23 protein-coding genes and 1 tRNA gene are annotated in these 21,897 nt (G+C 67.3%); 16 read left to right on the forward strand and 8 right to left on the reverse strand.

The annotated features are described in order from the left end of the window. The first annotated feature begins 15 nt into the window (after positions 1 to 15). The 8 genes from NO978_RS02805 (at position 16) to NO978_RS02840 (ending at position 6,846) form a co-directional block, all read left to right on the forward strand. The gene (locus NO978_RS02805; RefSeq protein ID WP_257297998.1) at positions 16 to 690 is read left to right on the forward strand and encodes a helix-turn-helix domain-containing protein; all 675 of its coding nucleotides are present in this window, start codon (positions 16 to 18) and stop codon (positions 688 to 690) included. 80 nt (positions 691 to 770) lie between these two features. Next, complete coding sequence (locus NO978_RS02810; protein WP_257297999.1) at positions 771 to 2,621, forward strand: acetyl-CoA carboxylase biotin carboxylase subunit; 1,851 nt, start codon at positions 771 to 773, stop codon at positions 2,619 to 2,621. A 444-nt stretch (positions 2,622 to 3,065) separates the two neighbouring features. Then, positions 3,066 to 3,341, forward strand: coding sequence for a (2Fe-2S)-binding protein (locus NO978_RS02815; protein WP_257298054.1), 276 nt, complete (start codon positions 3,066 to 3,068; stop codon positions 3,339 to 3,341). Positions 3,342 to 3,401: 60 nt separating this feature from the next. Next, positions 3,402 to 4,175: a winged helix-turn-helix domain-containing protein gene (locus tag NO978_RS02820; protein WP_257298000.1), complete on the forward strand. Its 774-nt coding sequence runs from the start codon at positions 3,402 to 3,404 to the stop codon at positions 4,173 to 4,175. A 60-nt stretch (positions 4,176 to 4,235) separates the two neighbouring features. Then, positions 4,236 to 4,820: an NADPH-dependent FMN reductase gene (locus NO978_RS02825; protein WP_257298001.1), complete on the forward strand. Its 585-nt coding sequence runs from the start codon at positions 4,236 to 4,238 to the stop codon at positions 4,818 to 4,820. A gap of 56 nt (positions 4,821 to 4,876) precedes the next feature. After that, positions 4,877 to 5,464, forward strand: coding sequence for a thymidine kinase (locus NO978_RS02830; RefSeq protein ID WP_257298002.1), 588 nt, complete (start codon positions 4,877 to 4,879; stop codon positions 5,462 to 5,464). Position 5,465: 1 nt separating this feature from the next. After that, a complete protein-coding gene (locus NO978_RS02835) occupies positions 5,466 to 6,068 on the forward strand; it encodes a YIP1 family protein (protein WP_257298003.1) in 603 nt (200 codons plus the stop codon). A gap of 52 nt (positions 6,069 to 6,120) precedes the next feature. After that, positions 6,121 to 6,846 (forward strand): Yip1 family protein, encoded by a 726-nt coding sequence (locus NO978_RS02840; RefSeq protein ID WP_257298004.1) that lies wholly within the window; start codon positions 6,121 to 6,123, stop codon positions 6,844 to 6,846. Between the two features lie 17 nt (positions 6,847 to 6,863). Here NO978_RS02840 and NO978_RS02845 read toward each other — a convergent pair whose 3' ends face one another. Beyond that, complete coding sequence (locus NO978_RS02845) at positions 6,864 to 7,904, reverse strand: site-specific DNA-methyltransferase (protein ID WP_257298005.1); 1,041 nt, start codon at positions 7,902 to 7,904, stop codon at positions 6,864 to 6,866. 115 nt (positions 7,905 to 8,019) lie between these two features. Here NO978_RS02845 and NO978_RS02850 point away from each other — a divergent pair, with 115 nt between their 5' ends. Further along, positions 8,020 to 8,322, forward strand: a complete 303-nt coding sequence (locus NO978_RS02850) for a twin-arginine translocase TatA/TatE family subunit (protein ID WP_257298006.1) — start codon at positions 8,020 to 8,022, stop codon at positions 8,320 to 8,322. Between the two features lie 127 nt (positions 8,323 to 8,449). Here the strand turns inward: NO978_RS02850 and NO978_RS02855 are convergent, their stop codons facing one another. Next, positions 8,450 to 9,802, reverse strand: coding sequence for a cytochrome P450 (locus NO978_RS02855; RefSeq protein ID WP_257298007.1), 1,353 nt, complete (start codon positions 9,800 to 9,802; stop codon positions 8,450 to 8,452). Positions 9,803 to 9,953: 151 nt separating this feature from the next. Further along, complete coding sequence (locus NO978_RS02860; RefSeq protein ID WP_257298008.1) at positions 9,954 to 12,185, reverse strand: hypothetical protein; 2,232 nt, start codon at positions 12,183 to 12,185, stop codon at positions 9,954 to 9,956. A gap of 413 nt (positions 12,186 to 12,598) precedes the next feature. Between NO978_RS02860 and msrA the strand changes: the two genes are divergently transcribed. Then, on the forward strand, positions 12,599 to 13,246 hold the full coding sequence (gene msrA, locus NO978_RS02865; protein ID WP_257298009.1) for a peptide-methionine (S)-S-oxide reductase MsrA: 648 nt from the start codon (positions 12,599 to 12,601) through the stop codon (positions 13,244 to 13,246). Positions 13,247 to 13,499: 253 nt separating this feature from the next. Here msrA and NO978_RS02870 read toward each other — a convergent pair. Both NO978_RS02870 and NO978_RS02875 read right to left on the reverse strand, forming a co-directional pair. Beyond that, positions 13,500 to 13,574 (reverse strand) — tRNA-Val (locus tag NO978_RS02870). A gap of 49 nt (positions 13,575 to 13,623) precedes the next feature. Beyond that, positions 13,624 to 13,851 (reverse strand): hypothetical protein, encoded by a 228-nt coding sequence (locus NO978_RS02875; protein ID WP_257298010.1) that lies wholly within the window; start codon positions 13,849 to 13,851, stop codon positions 13,624 to 13,626. Positions 13,852 to 14,158: 307 nt separating this feature from the next. Here NO978_RS02875 and NO978_RS02880 point away from each other — a divergent pair, with 307 nt between their 5' ends. Then, complete coding sequence (locus tag NO978_RS02880; RefSeq protein WP_257298011.1) at positions 14,159 to 15,109, forward strand: MBL fold metallo-hydrolase; 951 nt, start codon at positions 14,159 to 14,161, stop codon at positions 15,107 to 15,109. Between the two features lie 18 nt (positions 15,110 to 15,127). Here NO978_RS02880 and NO978_RS02885 read toward each other — a convergent pair whose 3' ends face one another. Further along, the gene (locus NO978_RS02885; protein ID WP_257298012.1) at positions 15,128 to 15,649 is read right to left on the reverse strand and encodes a hypothetical protein; all 522 of its coding nucleotides are present in this window, start codon (positions 15,647 to 15,649) and stop codon (positions 15,128 to 15,130) included. Continuing rightward, positions 15,646 to 16,230 (reverse strand): hypothetical protein, encoded by a 585-nt coding sequence (locus tag NO978_RS02890; protein WP_257298013.1) that lies wholly within the window; start codon positions 16,228 to 16,230, stop codon positions 15,646 to 15,648. Before NO978_RS02890 ends, NO978_RS02885 begins: the two co-directional genes overlap by 4 nt. Positions 16,231 to 16,670: 440 nt before the next feature. On the opposite strand from NO978_RS02890, the gene NO978_RS02895 reads away from it, so the two are divergent. From NO978_RS02895 to NO978_RS02915, 5 genes are all read left to right on the forward strand, one after another. Next, on the forward strand, positions 16,671 to 17,219 hold the full coding sequence (locus NO978_RS02895) for a DUF1102 domain-containing protein (RefSeq protein ID WP_257298014.1): 549 nt from the start codon (positions 16,671 to 16,673) through the stop codon (positions 17,217 to 17,219). Positions 17,220 to 17,230: 11 nt separating this feature from the next. After that, positions 17,231 to 17,863: a hypothetical protein gene (locus NO978_RS02900; RefSeq protein WP_257298015.1), complete on the forward strand. Its 633-nt coding sequence runs from the start codon at positions 17,231 to 17,233 to the stop codon at positions 17,861 to 17,863. A gap of 6 nt (positions 17,864 to 17,869) precedes the next feature. Beyond that, a complete protein-coding gene (locus tag NO978_RS02905) occupies positions 17,870 to 17,995 on the forward strand; it encodes a hypothetical protein (RefSeq protein WP_257298016.1) in 126 nt (41 codons plus the stop codon). Between the two features lie 196 nt (positions 17,996 to 18,191). After that, on the forward strand, positions 18,192 to 19,721 hold the full coding sequence (locus tag NO978_RS02910; protein WP_257298017.1) for a CARDB domain-containing protein: 1,530 nt from the start codon (positions 18,192 to 18,194) through the stop codon (positions 19,719 to 19,721). A 78-nt stretch (positions 19,722 to 19,799) separates the two neighbouring features. Next, on the forward strand, positions 19,800 to 20,969 hold the full coding sequence (locus tag NO978_RS02915; RefSeq protein WP_257298018.1) for a signal peptidase I: 1,170 nt from the start codon (positions 19,800 to 19,802) through the stop codon (positions 20,967 to 20,969). Here NO978_RS02915 and NO978_RS02920 read toward each other — a convergent pair. Next, a complete protein-coding gene (locus NO978_RS02920; RefSeq protein WP_257298019.1) occupies positions 20,966 to 21,499 on the reverse strand; it encodes a cob(I)yrinic acid a,c-diamide adenosyltransferase in 534 nt (177 codons plus the stop codon). The two genes, NO978_RS02915 and NO978_RS02920, sit on opposite strands and share 4 nt — an antisense overlap. Positions 21,500 to 21,897 lie beyond the last annotated feature (398 nt).

The following is a 21,897-nucleotide window of genomic DNA, read 5'->3' on the forward strand; positions in this document are numbered from 1 at the left end:
GGGAGGGCGGGAGCCGTGAAGTACCTCGACGTGCGCATTCGCCAGCCGGACGAGTGGCTGCACCCGATGCAGGAGTTCATCCGCCACGAGGACGTGGTGCAGTACGAGGAGCTCCAGACCTGGCACGTCGTCCACGGGCAGGACGTGGAGTACGAACTGTTCTACGTCGTCGCAGACCGCGAGCGGTACGAGCCGGTCATCGACGGCGTCGACTCCATCGACTGGTACGACATCACCGACGTGGACGACGAGTCGTTCTACGTCTATGCACGCCAGCAGACCCGCGAGGACGACCGCGACTGGCGGGCCGCGTTCGCCGCGCTCAACCTCGTCGTCGTGCCGCCGGTCACCTACGACCGCGAGGCCGCGATGGGCATGACGGTCATCGGTGACGGCGACGACCTGCGGGCGATGCTCGACGGCCTGCCCGAGAGCTTCGAAGTCGACGTGCGCGGCATCGGCGAGTACGACACGCGCCGGCCCTCGCTCGTGGGCGCACTGACCGAGCGCCAGCGGGAGGCCATCGGAACCGCCGTCGAACTCGGTTACTACACGGTCCCGCGGGAGAGCGACCTCGAAACCGTCGCCGCGGCGCTGGGCTGTGCTCCGTCGACGGCCTCGAACCTGTTACGGAAGGCCGAGTCGGCGGTGTTCCAGCGGCTCGTCGACCGGCGTAGCGCCCGGCCGTGAACCAGCCCCGGAGCGTCAGTTTACCCGAGTGGCAAGAACCGATACAATAACGTGCGTCGTCCGAGACGGTTCCGGCAAGAATGTTCAGGAAGGTTCTCGTCGCGAACGGAGGGGAGATCGCGGTGCGCGTCATGCGCGCCTGCGAGGAGCTGAACGTCTCGACAGTCGCGGTCTACAGCGAGGCCGACAAGGACTCCGGGCACGTCCGCTACGCCGACGAGGCGTACAACGTCGGGCCCGCCCGCGCCGCGGACTCCTACCTCGACCACGAGGCAGTTATCGGGGCCGCGAAGAAGGCCGACGCCGACGCCATCCACCCCGGCTACGGCTTCCTCGCGGAGAACGCGGAGTTCGCGAGCAAGGTCGAGGCCGAGGACGGCATCACGTGGGTCGGCCCGTCGGCCGACGCGATGGAGCAGCTCGGTGAGAAGACGAAGGCCCGGAAGACGATGCGGGAGGCCGACGTCCCCATCGTCCCCGGGACGACCGACCCCGTCGAGGACCCCGCAGAGGTCACGGAGTTCGGCGAGGAGCACGGCTACCCCATCGCGATCAAGGCCGAAGGGGGCGGCGGTGGCCGCGGGATGAAGATCGTCGAGAGCGCCGACGAGGCCGCCGACCAGCTCGAGAGCGCCAAGCGGGAGGGCGAGGCGTACTTCGACAACGACAACGTCTACCTCGAGCGCTACCTCGAGAACCCGCGCCACATCGAGGTCCAGATCCTCGCGGACCACCACGGCAACGTCCGTCACCTCGGCGAGCGCGACTGCTCGCTCCAGCGCCGCCACCAGAAGGTCATCGAAGAGGGGCCGAGCCCGGCGCTTTCCGACGAACTCCGCGAGAAGATCGGCGCATCCGCCCGTCGCGGTGCCGACGAGGCCGGCTACTACAACGCCGGGACGTTCGAGTTCCTCGTCGAGGAGGAAGAGCGCGACGCCGAATCCGGCGAGGTTCTCGGTCCCGACGCGAACTTCTACTTCCTCGAGGTCAACACGCGTATCCAGGTCGAACACACCGTCACCGAGGAGCTCACCGGCATCGACATCGTGAAGTACCAGCTGAAGGTCGCCGCCGACCAGGAGCTCGACTTCTCGCAGGACGACGTCGACCTCTCCGGGCACGCGATGGAGTTCCGCATCAACGCCGAGAACGCCGCCGACGAGTTCGCGCCCGCGCCGGGCGGCAAGCTCGCGACGTACGACCCGCCGGGCGGCATCGGCGTCCGGATGGACGACGCGCTGCGTCAGGGCGATCAGATCGTCACCGACTACGACTCGATGATCGCGAAGCTCGTCGTCCACGGGAGCGACCGCGACGAGTGTATCGAGCGCTCGCTGCGCGCGCTCCGCGAGTACGACATCGAGGGCGTCACGACCATCATCCCGTTCCACCGGCTGATGCTCTCGGACGAGGCGTTCGTACAGGGCACGCACACGACGAAGTACCTCGACGACCACCTCGACCACGACCGCATCGCCGAGGCCCAGGAGCAGTGGGGCTCCGAGGGCAGCGGTGCGAGCGACGACGAGGACGTGGTCGAGCGCGAGTTCACCGTCGAGGTCAACGGCAAGCGCTTCGACGTCAATCTGGAGGAGCGCGGCGCGATGCCCGTCGGCGGCACGAGCGGCCCGCGCGGGGGCAGCAGCGGCGGCAGTGACGGCGGCTCCGGCGGTTCCGCCGGTTCCGGCGGCAGCGGCGGCGTCGATGTCGAGGGCGACGGCGAGACAGTCAACGCGGAGATGCAGGGCACCATCCTCTCCGTGGACGTCGACGAGGGCGACGAGGTCGCGGCGGGCGACGTGCTCGTCGTGCTCGAGGCGATGAAGATGGAGAACGACGTGGTCGCCTCTCGCGGCGGCACCGTCACCCAGATCGCCGTCGAGGAGGGCCAGAGCGTCGACATGGGCGACGTGCTGGTCGTGATGGAGTAGCTGACAACACCTGTTTCTCGCGGGCGTGAAAACGGAGCCCGCCGGAGGTCGTGGGCAGGGGCCTCCGGCGTGGCAGATGGATGGTTGGAGGGCAGCGCACCGGGAAGTGGGTGCGAGCTGCGGGAACCCTGTCAGGGGGACAGTGGGTCGGATGGTGCCCCGGACGCAGGGCGGTTGGGTTGGGCCGGTGGGCGACCGACACGCATCGTGGCAACGACTGACGTGGGGTCGGCTTCGGCACGGAGGGCCGAAGCGCCGCGGGGCACGCATCCATCTTGGAGGGGGAGTACCTTTCAACTATCCCAAGCTCAAATATCAGTTTTACCAACCGTCGGGCACCGGGCCCGGCGCGTGTTTTTCACCCTGTGGCGCGAAGAGGGAGCCGTGCCCGCCGACAGCCAGGACATCGCGTACGTCACCGTCTTCGATGGCGACGACGAGCGCCTGCTGGTCGCGCCGCTCGGCGCACGCCTGCGCGACGTGCTCCGCCGGAACGGCATCTCCCCGCACTCCCGTGCGACCCGCCGGCTCAACTGCGGCGGCCGCGGCCTCTGTGCCACCTGCGGCGTCCGTCTCGTCGACGAACAGGCACCCGAGCACTGGCACGACCGGCTCGCGGACCGCTTCGGCTACCCACGGCTGTCGTGCCAGCTCCGGGTGGATGGCGACTGCACCGTCCAGCTCGACCGCGAGAAACTCGTCTGGGGCCGGCGTGAGTGACCGGCTGACGGGCGTTGGGATGCCGTAATCTGTATACCAATCGACCGTCACGATGGGAGTATGGGTGCCGATGACGTAGGCGAAGTGCTGAAGCTACTGTCGAAACGTCGGTCTTTTCTCGCGTCGCTGTACGACGAACCGAAGGAGAAACCCGAGCTGGCGGCGGACTGCGAGGTCGCCCGTTCCACCGTGGGACGGGCCATCCGGGAGCTGGAGATGGCCGGCCTCGTCGTCCGCGGCGACGAGGGCTTCGAGCTGACGGTCCCGGGTCGGCAGGTCGTCGACCAGTTCCATCGGTTCGAGCACGCCGTCGACGCCATCTGCGGGATGGACGAGTGGCTCTCGACGCTCCCCCAGCCCGACCTGATTCCACCGGCGATGTTCGTCGACGGCGAGGTGACACAGGCAGACATCCACGCACCCGACAAGGCGATGCGGGAGACGGTGGACCTGGTCTCGACGGCAGAGCGCGTGCGTGGCGTCTCGCCGTCGATCCACGGCGCGTACGTCGAGACGTTCAACGAGCGCATCCAGCGCGACGGACTGGAGACCGAACTGGTGTTCAGCGCCGACGCACTGACCGAGCTCGCGACGACGTACGCGGACTACCTCGGCGAGGACACCGACGGCGTCACTCTCTACCAGATCGACGAGCTACCGCCGCTCGGGCTGATGCTCGTCGACCACGATGACGGGACCACGGAGGCGAGTTTCGGCATCTACACCGAGAACGGCGTGCAGGTCGTCGTCCGGAACACGAACCCGAACGCGGTCGCGTGGCTCCGCGAGGAGTTCGAGTCCTACCGTGACGAGGCGACGGAGATACAGGTCTGAAGCGACCGGCCGTTCGTGGCTCCCTGCAGCTACTTTACCCAGGGCGCCGTGGCCAAACCCATGTCCACCGACGACGACACCACCGTCATCGCGGTCTGTGGTAGTCTCAGGGACGGTAGCTACACCCGACGGGCGCTCCGGCACGCGCTGTCGGCCGCCGAGGACGCCGGCGCGGCCACCGAACTCGTCGACCTTCGGGAGTACGACCTTCCGGTGTACGACGCCGACGACGACGACGCCGGCGATGCACCGGAACTCACCCGCACCGTCAGGGAGGCCGACGCCGTGTTGCTCGGGACCCCGATGTACCACGGCTCGTACGCCACGCCGCTCAAGAACGCGCTCGACTACTGCGGCTTCGACGAGTTCGAGGACAAGACCGTCGGCCTGCTGGCGGTCTCCGGCGGGCACTTCCCGGTGACCGCGCTCGAACACCTTCGCTCGGTCTGCCGCGCACTCAACGCCTGGGTCATTCCGCACCAGGCGGCCATCCCGCAGGCGTACGATGCGTTCGACGGCGGCACGTTCGTCGACGACGGACTCGCGGACCGCGTGGCGACGCTCGGCCGGCGTGCGGTCCAGTACGCCAACATCGAGCCGGACCCGGCCTCCTTCGAGAGCCAGGAGAACGTCGGCGCGGAGTAGCCGCGACGACCCGAGAGGGTAACGTCTTTAGTGTCGGCTCACCCGGTATCGGTCGAATGCACGCCATCACGAACAGCGGGTGGGTGGAGGTCATCACGGGGAGTATGTTCTCGGGGAAGACCGAGGAGATGCTCCGACGCCTCCGACGCGCCGAGATCGCGGGACAGGACGTGGCGGTGTTCACGCCCGCACTCGACGACCGGTACGGCACGGACACCGTCGGTTCCCACGAAGGACGGAGCTGGGACGCCGTCGCCGTCGAGTCCGAGGGCGAGGGCGTCTGGGACATCGTCGAGCAGCTGAACGGCGAGCAGGTCGTCGCCATCGACGAGGGCAACTTCTTCGACACGACGCTCGTGGACGTCTGTGACCACCTCGCGGCCGAGGGTCGCCGGGTTCTCGTCTCCGGGCTCGACCAGACCTACCGCGGCGAGCCGTTCGAGCCGATGCCACAGCTCATCGCCACGGCGGAGTACGTCGAGAAGCTGCAGGCCATCTGCGCGGTCTGCGGGGAGCCGGCGACCCGGACCCAGCGGTTCGTCGACGGCGAGCCCGCTCACCGCGACGACCCGACCATCGTCGTCGGCGCGGAGGAGTCCTACGAGGCGCGCTGTCGCAGCTGCCACACGCTCAGGAGCGACTGACATGACTCAGTGGACAGAGAACCCGGAGGGTGGTCGTGCGCCCGGCCCAGGCGGGCTGGTTCGCGCGTGGGTCGAGGTACTCGTGAGGCCGAGACGCTTCTTCGCGAACGGTATCGGCCCCTCGGACCAGGCCCCGGGCCTCGTGTTCGCCATGGCGGTCGTGCTCGTCGAGGAGAGCGTCCGGTTCGCGCTCGTGGACGACGCCTACCCGGTCGTCGCGGACAGCGAGCCGCTCTCGGCCGCGCTCTGGCTCGGCGTCACGGTACTGCTCGTGGCGCCGGCGGCAGTCCACCTGCTCGCGGCGCTCCAGACCGTGCTGCTCGCACCGTTCGCGCCCGACCGTGGCGGCGTGAGCGAGACCGTCCAGATACTCTGCTACGCGACCGCACCCTGCGTCGTCGCGGGCGTCCCGAGCCCCGCCGTCAGGTCCGCGGTCGGCCTGTGGGCCATCGGGCTGTACGTCCTGGGGCTGACGGTCCGCCACGACCTCGGTCGCCAGCGGGCGGCCCTCCTCGGCATCGTTCCGTCGGCTGTCGCCTTCGGGATGGGGTTCCGGGCGTTCGCCGCAATCGGCGTCCTGCTCCGGGAGTGGTACATTATCTGACCTGTTCGATAGAGGAGAAGGTTTTCAGGGGTCGTCTGCGAACGACCCGGTGATGGCTCCCCTCCACCCCGTCCGTCAGTTCCTGCTCGAACCGCGGACCTTCTTCGAGGAGCACGGCACGACCTCGACACTCCCCGTCGCCGCGCTCGCCGTCGTCGGCCTCGCCATCGCACTCGCCGTCGGCGTCACCATCGTGGCCGGCATGCTGGCCGGTGCCGTCCAGGGGACCGTGATGGTCGACAACCCGGACCGCCCACCACAGGGAATCTGTGACGCCTTCGACAACGACTCCCGCGTCAGCGAGGGCTGCGACGAGCCCGCGGAGATCGAACGCGATGCGGGCTCGCTCGTGCGGGAGGCCGCAAACGGGCTCGTCGGAACGGTGGTCTTCGCGCCGTTCCTGCTCTGGCTCGCCGGTGGCGTCACGGTGTACCTCGGTGGCCTGCTCGTCGGTGGCGACACCAGCCTCTCCGGCTCGTTCTCGGTCGCGGGCTGGGCCGCCGTCCCCGAGTTCGCCCGACTCCTCGCCGGACTGGCGATCCTCCAGTTCGCGCTCGCGGACGTGACGATCTCGAACCTCGAGTCCGCGCCGGCGGCGGTCAGGGCCGCCATCGCTCCCGTCGAGCCGTTCGTCGCTCTGGCGTCGCTGCTGACTGCAGCCTGGCAGCTCTCCATCCTCTCGGCTGGCCTCGCAGTCGAAGCCGACATCTCGCGTGGCACGGCAGCGGTCGTCACGGGTATCCCGCTCGGAATACTCGTACTCGTAACGATTGTCTGACAGGGGCGCGCGGCGACTCACCGGGGGTCGTACGAGACGCGGTAGCCGTCCGTGGTGCCCTCGACGTCGGTCACGTCGTAGAAGCGAATGCGCCGTTCCTGCTTCGTCCGCACCGGGAAGTCGTAGTGTTCGGCCTCGTACCCGAGCGTGTCGTCCTCCGACCGACAGCGCTCGACGAAGGCACGGTGCCGGTCGAGGCGCTCGTCGACCAGCGCGCGGGAGCGCGCCGGCAGGTCGTCCAGCCGGTCGTCGAACGCGGCCGCGAAGCCCGCGTCGAGCTCGTAGCCGTGGGAGTGGCGGCCCGCGAGCATCGACGCCAGTGTGGTCGTGCCGGTGCCCCAGAACGGGTCGAGCACGGTGTCGCCGTAGACGGAGTACATGTTCACGAGCCGGTAGGGGAGGGCAAAGGGGAACGCCGCCGACCGGTTCCGGACCGCGTCGTCGACGTGCCGGTCCTGCATCGTGCCCGTGAGGTCGGTCCAGACGTCGGAGAACCAGTCGTTGCGCTCCTCCCAGAAGTACGCGCTCTCGTACCGTCTGTCGGCTCCCGGTTCGAACGGCCGAGTGTCCGCGCCCTTGCGGAACACCAGTACGTACTCGTGTTCGAGGGTGACGTAGGCGTTCGTCGGGAGCATCCCCGAGCCCATGAACTTGTTCGCCTTGTTCGTCGGTTTCCGCCAGAGTACGTCGGGCAGCGGCCGGAACCCCAGCTCGCGCATGTCGGCGGTCACGCGAGCGTGGTTCGGATACTGCGAGAAGCTGCCGTCGAGCGTGCGCGTCGCGTCCCCGACGTTGCAGCAGACGATGCCACCGGGGCGGACCACTCGCGAGAGCTCCGCCCACACCGCCGCCAGCTCGTCGTGCATCAGCGAGAACGCCCGCTCGCCGTCGCCGGCGTCGAGTGCGTCGCCGATGGCCGGATTCAGCGACGTGAACGTCTCGTCCCACATCTCTATCATCGGGTACGGCGGCGACGTGACGACCAGGTCGACCGAGTCACTCGCGAGCGTCGTCATGTCGCGGGCGTCGCCGACGGTGCAGGCGTGTTCCGTCTCCATCGCGTCGTCGCTCGGTTACGCCGTTTCCGACGTAAAGCTGTGCATCCCGGCGGCACAAATATCACCTACGATATGTTTATCTACTCATACGTCCTATCAGTGTTCGGTTAGAGTTATGATGACACCGCTGTTCATTGGGGGAATCGGCGGCCCGGAGATTGTTCTGATCTTCCTGCTGGTCATCCTGCTCTTCGGCGCGGACAAACTGCCGAAGCTAGCACGAGCCAGCGGTGAGGCGATGGGCGAGTTCCAGAAGGGTCGCGAAGATATCGAGCGCGAACTGAACGCCGCGAAGGACTCGACAGTGTCGACGAAGTCCGACTCCGACGCGGAGACCGTCGACGACCTCGACGATATCGAGACGAGCGCCGACCCAGTCGACGACGACGCGACCGACGCCAGCGCGTCGCTCGCGTGATCTCGGCACGGTAGCACGTCACGAGCGCACTGCACACCGACCGCGCCCCGGGCGGACACGGCGGTGACAGGGCGAACGACCGTGTGACGGCGATGCCCTGCGTGACTGCGCCGTCGGCGCGCTCGCGTCAGTTCTCTCGACGCTCGACCCGCATCTCGAGACCATCGACCGGATGTGCCGTCAGCGTCGGTAACAGCTCCAGTGGGTCGTCCTCGGCGTACCGCAGGCGGTACTCGCTGCCCACCGTCGCGACGATGAGCCGCGCCTCCAGCAGCGCGAGCTGCCTGCCGATGCAGTGCCGGGGGCCGCCGCCGAACGGGAAGTAGGCGAACCGGGGCCGCTCGCCCGCGCGCTCGGGCCGCCAGCGCTCCGGGTGGAACTCGTCCGGGTCGTCCCAGAACCGCTCCGACCGATGGACGGCGTACTGCGGGAGCATGAGCGTCGCCCCCTCCGGAACGGTGTAGCCGTTGACCTCGAACGGGCGAGTCGGCGTCCGGAACATCACGTAGACCGGCGGGTAGAGCCGCATCGCCTCGTTGATGACCCACTCGGTGTACTCCATCTCGCGGACCACCTCCATCCACGACCGGTCGCCGTCGCCGTCGAGGAGTTCGTCGAGTTCCGCGTAGACCCGCCGCTCCGCCTCGGGATGCTCCGAGAGCAGGTACCAGGTGAAGGTGAGCGTCAGCGCGGTGGTGTCGTGCCCCGCCAGCAGCATCGTCATCATCTCGTCCCTGAGCTGCTGCTCCGACTGCTCGCCCCGCTCCTGTGCCCGCAGCAGGATGGAGAGGAAGTCCATCGACGCCTCGTCGGTGCCGCCCGCCATCTCGGTCCGCCGACGGGCGACGATCTCCCCGATGAGGCCGTCCAGCTCCTCCACGGCCGCCCGGTACTCCTCGTCACCCGGCAACGGCACCCAGTCCGGCACGGCGCTTCGCACCGGCTCCGGTTCGAACCGACGCCCGATCGGTTCGAGCTGGTTCTGGACGGTCCGGCGCTGGGCCGCCGAGAGTTCGCCGCCCATCATCAGGTCGCAGATGACGTCGATGGTCACCTGCGTCATCTGGTCCTCGATATCTACCACGTCGCCGTCCGACCAGTCGGCCACCAGCGACTCGGCGTGGTCGGCGATCCGACCGGACAGCCCGGAGAGCCGTGACATGTTGAACGCCGGCGTCGCGAGCTCGCGCTGTTTCTCCCAGGTCTTCCCCTCGCTGAGCAGGAGCCCCTCGCCCAGCAGGTCTCCGAGCGGGTCGTCTTGGAACGCCGGCTTCCGGAACGCGTCCGCCTCGGAGACGAGTATCCGCTCGATAGTGGCCGGGTCCGCGACCATGTACGTGTTCAGCGGCCCCATGTCGAACTGTGCGATGTCCCCGTACGACCCCTCTAGCGCCGTCAGGAACGCGAACGGGTCCCGTGCGTAGCGTCTGCTGCTCCCGAACACCGGTTGCCCCTTCGGCCCGGGTGGCGTCTGCGACATCACCGTCGCTATGGACTGGAGTGACATGACCGTTCGCCACGGCGAACTCGCCCAGACCTGGTCGCTCGTCGCTCAAGGTGCCGCTACTGGCGACCCACGTCGAGGCAGGCTCTCGCCCCTGCTCCGTCCGCTTCGGCGCTCACAGCGACTCTCACGCGGCGGGTCGGTGACCCACGACGGTGCGGTTCTCGGCGGCCGATGCGTTCGGGTTCGACCAGGGTCGATTGAGCGCCTGTGTCAGCAACTCGGTGAGGAACGGCTCAGCCTGGCCCCCGGGAGCGAGGTAGCCCCGGCACGTGTGGCTGCTATCGGTCGCGATGTCGCAGTCGCGCTCGCCGTGGATGGAGCCCAGAATGAGGTGCATGAGCTCGTGCGTGACGACGATGGGCCGGGACTCGCTCGCTCGAACCACGGCGATATTCCCGCCGCGGGACCCGAACGCGACCACCTCCGACGAGCCGACGTCGAACGCCGAGACCACGACCAGATTGACCACGCCGTCACCCGGTGACTGCCCGTAGCGCCGCTCGTAGAACGCGTCGACATCCTCGGCGTCGAAATCCGTGCCGAACTCGCCTTCGAGTTCCGCGCTGTCGTGCGTCCGAACGTGGAGGTGAACGCCCGACGTACTACCGGAGTTCTCCACGGGGAATCCCGCCCACGTCGACCGCATGTTCGCCACCTGCTGTTCGCGCAATCGCTGGTCGTCCGCGACGGAAGTCGCGTACACCACGTCGACCACGACGTCCTTCTCGGTGTCGTGGAGTTCGGGAAGGACCGTCCGCGGATGATGTCCGACGACGCCACTGCGCTCGACGAAGTCCGAGATGCCGTCCTCATCGGTGTCGACGCTCACTGGGTTCGCGTCGTGGTGGCGCTGGCAGGCGGCCGCGGACCCGTCTTCGGCGGTCCGGAGATCGACGGTCGAGGCCGAACCGGAGTGGGCGCGTCCCGGCGAACAGTCGCCGATGGAGGCCGCGCCGCTCGCCGTCGTGGAAGCCGCTGGCGCGTCCGTCTGCGAGCGGTTCGACGCGCCGCTGGCGGCCGCGATAGAGCGTGCGTCCGCTGTCGTGGACGCCGTCGCGACGTGGACGACCGGCCCGTCACGGACAATCACGTAGGACAGTTCGGGCGTGTGCTCGGTTCCGGGAACCCTGAAACCGCCGTCCTCCCGCGTCGCGCCCCGGTTCTCGAGTACTGCACGCCACGCGTTCGCGAACTCCCTCGCATCCTCCGCGGTCGCCCAGCGCGTCGACCAGGACGTCGCAACTCCGTCAGGACGGTCGAACGTCCGCATCGAATCGTTCCACCATCCCGTGCTCGCGGCGGCCGCTCGTTCGTACGGAATGCCGTTCGTCCGGAGCGTGTACCGGATGGAGAGTTCGCCGACGCGGTTCTCGTCCTGGACTGTCCAGCCGGTCGGTACAGGTGCGCTCACCGCAGGTCCCGGGAGTTCCCAGGTCGAGTCCGGATGCATCACCTCGGCGGTCGTGTCCGGCGGCTGGCTGACGTGTGCGTTCCGCTGCTCGTCGGAGACGGCCTCCAGATACAGGGCCCCGTAGTACCGCGTCTTGTCGTAGAAGCCGAGCGACCAGATACCGCGTTCGGTCGTCGTGTTCCGGAGCGCGAGCGGGTTCTCCCCGCCGGCGTCGTACTCCCGCCAGTACCGGTATGCGGTGAGGGTGGCGTCGCCCTCGGTCAGCATCATGCCCGCGAGGTCCGAGTCGGTCGCCATGGTGGTCCCCGTCCGGCGGTGTTCGGTAAGGCTGTGTTGCTCCTGCAGCGTGTGCGCGAACTCGTGGACGAGGAGCACCTCGAACGAGTCGTCGGCGATGCGCTCGTACGCGCTCTCGTTCGCCACGTTGACCAGGGTCGCTCGCGCCATCCCGGCCGCGGCGAACCCCCTGAGCGGCACCGGCTCCGAGGAGTACAGCTGGAGGGCCTTCGTCTGGGTCTCGTCCATGCCCGCAGCGTCGTCGGGGTAGTCGAACGGCTCGCCGACTTGCATCTGCTCGTTGGTCTCGGGATTGAAGATGTCGATCCCGTGGACGGAGACGTCCACCTGTTCGCGTGCCGTCAGCCCGCGGAGCGCCTCGACACGCCGGTAGATGGTGTCCAGGGACTGGTTGGGCTCGAAGTTCGTCGCGACAGTTCGCGGGTCGGGCGGGTCCGCGACCTCGGTCGAGCCCGTGAGCGTCGGCACCGACGTTCGGGTCGCTGGCGTGCCGACGGGCGTCGGTTCGGCGGTGCTGTGTTCGGTGGCTCGGTCCGGCGGCTCGGTGTCCGTCGGCGTGGGAGTCGTATCGGCCTCCGGCCCGCCGCTACAGCCGGCGAGGAGGACGAGCCACCCGAGAACGACGAGGAGAGTTCGGAGACGGGGCACGCCAACGAGTACCATAGACCAAAGTGAAAAGGTGCCGGAAGGTTCAACTAGCTTTTGACTGAGCATGAAGGCAACTGTCCTCACGCGATTACACCGGGCACCCGGGACCAGAATTCGCCGAACTACGAGTTGTAGCCTGCCACTGATTCCCCGTGGGTCGACACGTATCGAGTACTGGAGTTCGCCCTCCATTCGACGCAGTGCTGGAGTACCGACGCCGGACTCGTGGCCGCTCTGAATCCGATAGCCGGACTGGCGTTCGACGACCAGAGCGCAGCGTTCGAGGAGGAACCGCGACGCGGCCACCCCGTGAGTACGTCCCCGTCGAACGCTACCGCCGCGGCGAGATGAAAGCGCAACGCTGGGCGGCCCCGTTCCGACGGACCCAACCCCATAGAGGCCGTGGACTGTGTATGGACCAGACATCCGACCCGGCGAGCATCGACGCGGCCGCCCCGCCGCCGAGTGAGACCGCGACTGCGACGTTCGGTGCGGGCTGCTTCTGGGGACCAGAGGCCCGCTTCGGCGCGCTCCCGGGCGTCGTCCGAACTCGCGTCGGGTACGCCGGCGGGAACACCCCGAGCCCGACGTACCACTCGCTTGGCGACCACACCGAGGTCGTCCAGGTCGAGTACGTTCCCGACCAGCTGTCCTACGAGGCGCTGCTCGAGACGTTCTGGGACTGTCACACCCCCGCCGCGACGGGCAAACGCCAGTATCGCAGCGTCGTGTTGGCCTCCGATGACGAGCAACTGGCGACCGCAGAACGGGTCCGCGAGCGCATCGCCGCCAGTACCCACCGCACGAACGAGACGGCCATCGAACCGCTGGACGGCTTCACCCTGGCCGAGGCCTACCACCAGAAGTACGAGCTCCGGTCGACGCCGGTTCTCGGGGACGAGCTCGTCGACCGCCTCGGCGACGGCCTCGTCGACTCGACGGTAGCGGCGCGACTGAACGGGTTCGTCGCAGGCCACGGCGACGATAGTCAGCGCCGCGCCTTCCTCGCCCGGCTCGACCTCCCGCCGGTCGTGCTCTCCGAGGTCGAACGGCGGCTCTGAACCGTCGCCGGAGTCTTTCCCGACGACCGTCTCCAGAGATCGTCCGCGGTCGAGCTACCGAACTGGCTCTCGGCACTCACGCTGACCACCTCTCGGATATGAAAACCGCGCGACGGCGAGGGGCCGCAGTAAGTGACTTAACGAGATAGGATTTTGACCGGCCGAATCGCCAACCCTGATTCCGGCGATTTCGGCGGCGAGAGCGGTCGCTACGGCGCGTCCGCTCTTCCTTAAGCAGCGGTAAGAAACTCAGTGGGTTGGGGCAGATTTGAACTGCCGACTTCCTCCGTGTGAAGGAGGTGTCATAACCGGACTAGACCACCAACCCGCGACACCTGTCGCTACCCGGTTCCGAAACTTAAGGGTTGCCTTCCAGCCTACCGGCTGATGGGCATTCCGCCCAGGCGGTCGCGGGCGTTCGAGCCGACCCTGCGGACACGCTCGGCGCGACTCGGCTCGGGTTCCGGCTCCTCGACGCCGCGGTACTCGTCGATGCGGGCTTCGACGCGCTCGCGGACGGGCTCGAACTCCATCTCGATGCCGTCGGCGAGTTCTTCGGCGGTGCGTCGGGCGTGGTATCGGGCGTCTCTGAAGTGGCGGTTCATAGACGAGAGTACGGTGGAGCAAGCAATAAACGTGTCGCCAGTACAAGGTCAGAACACTATCTTTTAGTCTGGCCAAAATCGGTGGCTTTTTGTGATTGTTAGGCAGACCTAAAACCGCGGTCGGCGAGGAATCCACTCCGTGCCACAGCCGCCGTCTGGACTCCCATAGCAACTCATGCCACGAGGCGCGTACAGACGCGCCAGGGACCCGTGGGCATCACTTCGGGACCCACTCCTGCCTGTCCCGCCGACCCACCGTTTTCGCCGAGGCCCAAGGGTTTACTTCCGAGAGGGGTCACTCCCGAGTATGTTCGAGCGGTATCCGATTCCGACTCCCTTCCAGGTCGGCCCCATCAACGCCTACCTCGCCGGGCGCACGCTGGTCGACCCCGGCCCCGACAGCGAGGAGGCGTGGGCCGAGTTGCTCGCCGCGCTCGAGGAGCACGACCTGACGCCCGACGACATCGAGCGGGTGCTCGTGACCCACCCGCATCCCGACCACTTCGGGAGCGCCCACCGGTTCGCCGAGCGCGGCGCGACGGTCTGCGCGAGCGAGCCCTGTGCCGAGATCGTCGGCGACTTCGCGGGCCGCTGGGAGTACGAGCGCGAGTTCTTCACCGACTTCTTCGAGCGCAACGGCATGTCCGCGGCGACGGCCGAAACCGTGACCGAGCTGCCCGAGGCGTATCTCAACTACGCACCCGACGTGGACGTGGACGTCACGCTCGCCGCAGCCGACACCGTCACCGTCGCGGGCACGGAACTCACCGTAGACGAGGTCACCGGCCACGCTCTCGGCGAGGTGACCTTCACCTACGAGGACGACGACGGCGACACGGTCTGCATCGTCGGCGACAACGTCCTCCCCGACATCACGCCCAACCCGTTCCTCCAGCCACCGACGGAGTCCGGCGGTGAGCGTCCTCGCATCCTCCCGCGATACAACGACTGTCTGGAGCGCCAGCGTGACGCCGGCTACGACCGGTTGCTTCCCGGCCATCGCGAGCCCATCACCGACCCGGCGAATCGCATCCAGGAGATACTCGACGCACACGAAGACCGCACGGCCGACGTTCGCGAGCTACTCGACGGCCCGATGACCGCGGTCGACCTGATGCACGGCCTGTTCGAGAACCTGCCCGTGACCGAACAGTTCTCGGGCATGAGCGAGGCTATCGGACATCTCGACGTGCTGGAAGAACGCGGCGAGATCGAGTGCCACGAGCGTGGCGGCATGATCGTCTACGAGCGGGTCTGACCGGGACGGACCGACCCCTCAACCGTCGCTGTCGTCGTTCCCATCGCTGTCGTCCCCCGCGTCGTCGTCACCATCGTTGGGGCCGGCACCGGTGCCGTCGTTCCCGCCGTTCCCAGCCTGGAACGGACAGCTCGACTTCTCGACGACCGACCGGGTCAGTGTGACCCCCGTCCCACCCTCGCTCTCGAGTTCGACGGTGACCGCGGACACCGGCGAGTCGTAGGCCTGGTTGAAGATCACCGCACCGCCGGGGGGGACCGTCGCCTGCCCGGGCGGGACGGCCTCGCCGTTGACGCCTTCGACGGTCAGGTCGGTCGAGAGCTGGTTCGTCACCCGGACTTTCACGGGCGTCTGGGTCCCCTGGTTCGGGTTCGCCGAGGTGTCGCAGGCCTCGACGTTCACCAGCGCCTCGTCGTCCTTGACGACGCTGATGGAGACCCCCCGGTCTGCCGTCACCGACGAGAAGCCGGCCGAGCCGGTCACGAGCGCTGCTGCTGCCGCCACGGCGAGCGCGACGCTCAGCAGCTTCAGGTTGGTCATCGGTCCAGTTCCGGTGGTGCCTCCGTGCTGCCGAGTTCGACCTCGGCGACGTAGTAGCGATGCGCCAGCGCCGAGCAGGCGAACGCGACCACGATGAACACGATCCAGGCGAACTCCGGGAGGAGCGTGAACGGCGTCACGTTCATCCCCACGCCGGCAACGAGCGCCAGCGAGACCGCCGACAGCCCGAGGTAGTACTCGTTCCAGGGGATCTCCTTCCCCCGGACGACGTCGAGGTAGAGGTCCACGTCCGCCAGCGCGGGCGTCGGCTCGACGACCCCCCGGTCCTTGTCGAACTCGACGACGCCCGCGTCGTCCCTCATCGGCAGGTGCTGCTGCTGGAGCGCGGTGTAGACACGCTTGCGCTCCTCGTAGCCCACCTCCGACAGCGCGACGTCGTTCTCCCAGGCGGCGATCTGCTCGGCCATCGGGCCGAGCTCCAGTCGCTCCGCGTCCTCTCGTTTCATGACGTGCACCGCGTACCGTCGCCGGTGGTTCGAGAGCACGTCGAACAGCTCGTCCTCGGAGACGCGTGTCGATGGCTGCGCCTCCTCGTCCCCCTTCGCTTGTGCGACCCCCATGCGTCATTTGACGTGTTATCTCACGACCATAAAAAACTGACCCACTCTTCAACTAAATTATCAGTTCGGGGGGTTGGTTTAGCACCGTATTACCCCCGTACCGGGTACGGTAATCGGTTCATATCGACGGTTCCAGTGCGGCGAGGCCGCGTTTCGGAGGTGTTGGGGCAACCCTTGCTGGTTCCGAGGTGTAACCACCGATTCGGCTGTTCGGACACATGATACCAACATCTCAGAGCGGGCCAGAGGGGCGTTCCGACCCGGTCTGAACCGAGTGTGTCAGTTCTCAGAGTTCTCCGGAGATCGCTCAGGTCACTCAATACAGTACGGGTACACCCCATTGGGTTCGAGTGAAGCGACCCGGTGCGAGCCGGCGTCACCTGGGGGGACCGGGGGACCAACGCTCGTGTGTGGTCGCTCGAACGAGGTAGAACACGACCATGGAACGACGCAAGTTCATCGCAGGGGTCGGATCGCTCGCTGCCGGCGGGGCAGCTGCATTAGGTACCGGGGCGTTCACCAACGTGACTGCAACCCGGAATATCGACGTCGAGGTTGCTGACGACGCAAGCGCGTACCTTCGCCTTGAGGGGGACGGCGGCGCAAACTCCGAGTACGTGACCGGCGATGGGAACGGTGGAACGCTGTCCATCAACCTGGATTCCAGTAACGCAACTAGTGCTGGAGGTGACGGTGTCAATCCCGATGCAGTGACCCAGATAGATGACCTCTTCGTCATCAAGAACCAGGGAACGCAAGAGGTTGACGTCAGTCTCAGCAAGACTGGTGACAATAGCTCTCTGGTGAAGTTCTATACTGACGGGAACGCCTACGTCGACGGACAGTCGATTGGTAGTAACCCAGTCAACCTCGGTACTGGTGACAGTGTTACTGTCAGTATCGAGATCGACACGGAGGGTCATTCTGGTCTGGGCGACGGCGACGAGCTCCTCGATTCAGTGACCTTCACCGCTGCCGCAACCAACTAGACGTAGTGACAATGAACCGACGAAAATTCGTGCTGGGGCTCGGGGCCCTCGCTGGTGGCGGTGCGGCAGCCATGGGTACCGGCGCGTTCTCCAACGTCGAGGCCCAGCGTGATATCAGCGTTACCGTCGCAAACGACGCGAGCGCATATCTTGGTATTCAGCCCGGCGAGGGTCCGAACGGAAAATACGCTGATACGACCTCGAACGATGCGCTGGCAATCAGCCTGACCGACCAGAACAACAACATCGGGAATGGTGTTGCCGGTGGCAAAGGCATCAACACCAATGCTGTTACCAGTATCGGTGAGATCTTCAAGGTCCAAAATCAAGGGACGCAGGAGGTCGATGTTGCCGTGACACCGTTGGCTTACGGTGATATTGATGGGGACGTTTTCCCTCCGGATATCGATGGCGCCCTCGCAGTGCTCCTGGAACCACGAAACCCAGACGAAATCGAGGTAGATATTGAATGGGGTGTCATATGGCCAGGGGTAGCATTCCCGGATTTTTCCTTCATCGGTATCAAGGGACTGAGTCCTGGCGATGAGCTCCGGTTCAACCTCCTCGCAATGGCACTTCCGTCCAGTGCGGTAGGCTCGGTAGAGGTAAGCGATGAGATACAGATAACTGCGAAACAACCGTAAAATAGCATGTCAAACGAACCACCAAGCCTCTCGACGTACGAGGACATGGCAGATGTCACGTTCGATCTCTCGGACACTGACATTAGCGAAGACGCAGTAAACGCCGAATTGGAAGGCCTGTTTGAGAGCTGACCGAGCGGCCAACCAACTCAGATCAATTCTTTCGACAAACAAGAGGCACCCATTTTGGAACCTTGGCTGCTTGGAACTATATCCCCCCTTGTTCCACATCAGCCGAGTCGGCGGTTCGATTCCGCCGGTGGGTCTTCACGAGAGGACAGGATGGGAACCCGAAGCCGAGTAGCAACCAGCACGGAGGCCGGTAGTAGTGCATAGCACCACCAAAATCTCCTTGACCACCCTCGCCACCCTCGCCATAGCCCTCGCCCTCCTCCAGGGAACCGGCGCGGTCCAGCTCACCCAAGGCGACGACATCGGCGAGTCCATCGTCCTCGAACCGCACCCGGGCCCGAACGGGCAGTACGCCTACTACGACGAGGACGACGAACTCGCAATCGAGCTGACCGCGTCGAACCCCGACGTCGAGGGCGACGGGCCGAACGACGACGCGGTGACGGCCATCCCGGAGGTGTTCACCATCACGAACGAGGGCGACAGCACGGCCCGGGTCTGGATCGAGTCCGGCCACCCGCTGGCGACGTTCACCGCTCGCGATGGCTCCATCGAGGGCGCGGACCGCGCGGTCCACCTCGCGCCGAACGAGAGCGTGGCGGTGGGGCTGCGCGTGGTGACGACCGACGACGTGCTCCCCGACGTTGTGGTCGACAGCTTCGAGGTGAACGCCGTCGTCGCCGACGAGTCCGACGCCGGTTCGGGCGACGCGGGGACCGACGACAGGACCGACGGCGGAACCGACCTCGACATCCCCGACGAGACACTGACCACCGTGGCCTCGCCGGCCCCGAACGAGCGCCGGGTGCGGATCCAGAACCCCGACGGGCCGGTCACGGTCGACCTCGACGGGATGCACGTCGCGGGCGCGAACGTGACCCTCGACCGGGTGGCCTTCGACGCGACGGTCGACCGGACCGTCGTCTTCGACGCGGTCGGTCGTCCGGAGCCGTTCGGCGGGCTGCCGGGTATCGGGGACGGGCGGGTCCTGCGCGCCGACGGCTACGTGCAGGTCGACGACGAGCGGATTCCGACCGGGGTCGCGGACGCGACCGTGTACGCGAGCGTCGACCGCGACTACCTCGACTGGCGCGGGGCCGACCCCGACGACGTGACGGTGTACCGGCTCGCGGACGGCGAGTGGACCGCACTCGACACCAGAGTCGTCGAGCGCGGCGAGCGGGTCCACTACGCCGCGAACGCGTCGAGGCTGTCGAGCGTCGTCGTCGCGACCCGACTGCCGGCCATCGAGGTCACCGACGCCCGGCTCGAGTCGCCGCGTGTCGCCCCCGGCGAGGCAGTGACGGTCACCGCCGAGTTGATGAACGCCGGGCTGGCCGACGGCGAGCGAACCGTGCCGGTCACGGTCGACGGCGAGCACGTCGGCTCGCTTACCGTCGAGTTGCGGGCCGAGGAGTCGACGACGGTCAGCGAACGCGTCAGCTTCGACGAGCCGGGCGAGTACGAACTCTCCGTCGATGGCGTCGACGCTGGAACGGTCGTCGTCGCGGACGACTCGCCGCCGGTGACCGACGAGCCCGCCGACCCCACCCAGCAGGGGACGCCGGCAGCGGCTGACCGGGAGCCGGACCCGGCCCAGCCCGGAACCACGTCGCCACGAACCGACACGGACACGGCTCCCCCCAGACTGGTCGTCCTGATGGTCGTCACCGCGGCCACACTGCTGGTCGTGGTCGTGCTGGGCCGGCGGCTGGTCGCTCCCTGAACCGACGGCATCCTCCGTCACCCGGAAATGTCAGGGCGGGACCTTTTGAGCACGCGTACTGACAGATACGGTGGGGGAGTGACGCTGGTATCCACGTACCGTCGGTATCTCTCGCGCGGAGCCACTGCGTTGCTCGCGGTCGTCGTCGTCTCGCTGGTGGCAGGCAGTTTGCTCGGCCAGCCGATACTCCTGAGCTACGTCGAGACGGGGAGCATGCAGCCGACGATGGAGCCTGGCGACGGCTTCATCGCGGTCCCGTCGGCGGTCGCGGGCGACGTCTCCGAGGGCGACGTGGTCGTCTTCCGGGCCGAGGAGGTCCAGGGCGGCGGGCTGACGACCCATCGCGTCGTCGGGGAGACCGACCAGGGCTACGTCACACGGGGTGACAACAACCCGTTTACCGACCAGGACGGCGGCGAGCCACCGGTCAAGGACGCCCAGATCGTCGCGAAGGCGCTACAGGTGAACGGGCAGGTGGTCGTGATTCCGCACCTCGGCACCGTCGTCATGGGGTTCCAGGGCGCGCTGGAGACGGTCCAGATACGGCTCGCGACGCTGTTCGGGACGCGCTCGCTGCTGGGCACGCAGGGGCTCGCGACGCTGCTGTTCGCGCTCTCGGCCGTCGCCTACGCCGTCGACTGGTACCTCACGGGGGGCGGGAGCCGTCGCCGCCGCGAGCGGTCGACCGGTCGTAACGACGGCACCTCCGCCCGGCTGGTGCTCGCCGGGTTCGCCCTGCTGGTCGTCCTCGCGGCGACGGCCGCGATGGTCGTCCCCGCGGGCACACAGGAGTACGGCGTCGTCAGCGCGGAGTTCGACTCCGAGAACCCGACGGTCATCCGCCAGGGTACGTCGTCGAACCTCACCTACGCGGTGCCCAACGGCGGGCTCGTCCCCGTCCACGTCTACCTCGAGCCGGCGAGCGAGGGGGTCGACGTCTCACCGGGGCACCTCCGGGTCGACGGGCAGACCAGCGCGAACGCGACGCTGACGCTCCACGCCGCCGCCGACACCGGCTACTACCGACGGTTCGTCGCCGAGCATCGCTACCTCGGCGTACTCCCCGCCGGAACTATCGACTGGCTCTACCGGATCCACCCCTGGGCACCCATCGTCGCAATCGACGCGTTGCTCGGTGGACTCGTCTACGCCTCCGGGGCGGCCGTGCTGGGCCAGGGCCGGATCAGGGACCGCAGGCGCGATGGAGCGAGCCGGTCGGTCCTCGGCAGGCTCCGGGGCTGGCTCTAGTAGGTCGGACTCTCCTCCGGGACACCGTCACGAGCATTGACCACACGGGCCCAGACGAAGAGCCCGTCCGACAGCCGGTTCAGGTACTGGATGGCGTCCTCGTTGGCCTGTGCATCTGCGGCCAGCGCCACGGCACGGCGTTCGGCCCGCCGGCAGACCGTCCGCGCGTGGTGGAGCCGCGACCCCTTCTCGCTCCCGGTCGGGAGGATGAACGACTCGAGCGGCTCGAGTTCGTCGTCGTAGGCGTCGATCCAGGCCTCTACCTGGTCGACGTGCTCCTCGCTGATGGCCGGGTCGTCCTCGTCGGGGTCCGGGTTGGCGAAGTCCGCCTGCACGACGTGGAGGTGGTTCTGCACCCCGGCGAGCTTCTCGTCGATGTCGTCGTGGCCGGTCGGGCGCACGGTCCCGACGAGCGCGTTCAGCTCGTCAACGGTGCCGTAGGCCTCAATCCGCGGACTCGTCTTCGAGACGCGGGACATGTCGCGCAGGTCGGTCATGCCGTCGTCGCCACGGCCGGTGTATATCTTCATGTCCAGCGGTTCGGGCGAGACCTACTTAACTCCGGCCGCGAACGGACTGGCAGCCCTCATTTCGTATCGTGGTAACCGGTTTATCTCCCCGTCAGGCGAACCAGCCCGGGATGCTCCACTGCGGCCGCGAACGGCGCATCCGGCGTCGAATCGACAACGGACCACCGGAACGAGGGTCGAAACCGGCCATGACCGCCGTTTCCCGCCTGATTCGCACGGGACACATCGGACCCCGTTCGAGCCTCGGCGATGCCGTCCCAATTCAGGTTCGGAGCTCGCACCAGCCGTACCGACCAGCGGACTCTTCGATTCCCGGGCGACGATTCGTCCACGCCCGTACCCCGGTGTATGACCACGCGCGCGCCAGCATCCTCGTACGTCAGACGTCTGACGTAGAT

Origin of the sequence: Haloarchaeobius sp. FL176 (genome assembly GCF_024609245.1) — an archaeon.
Lineage (GTDB): Archaea > Halobacteriota > Halobacteria > Halobacteriales > Natrialbaceae > Haloarchaeobius.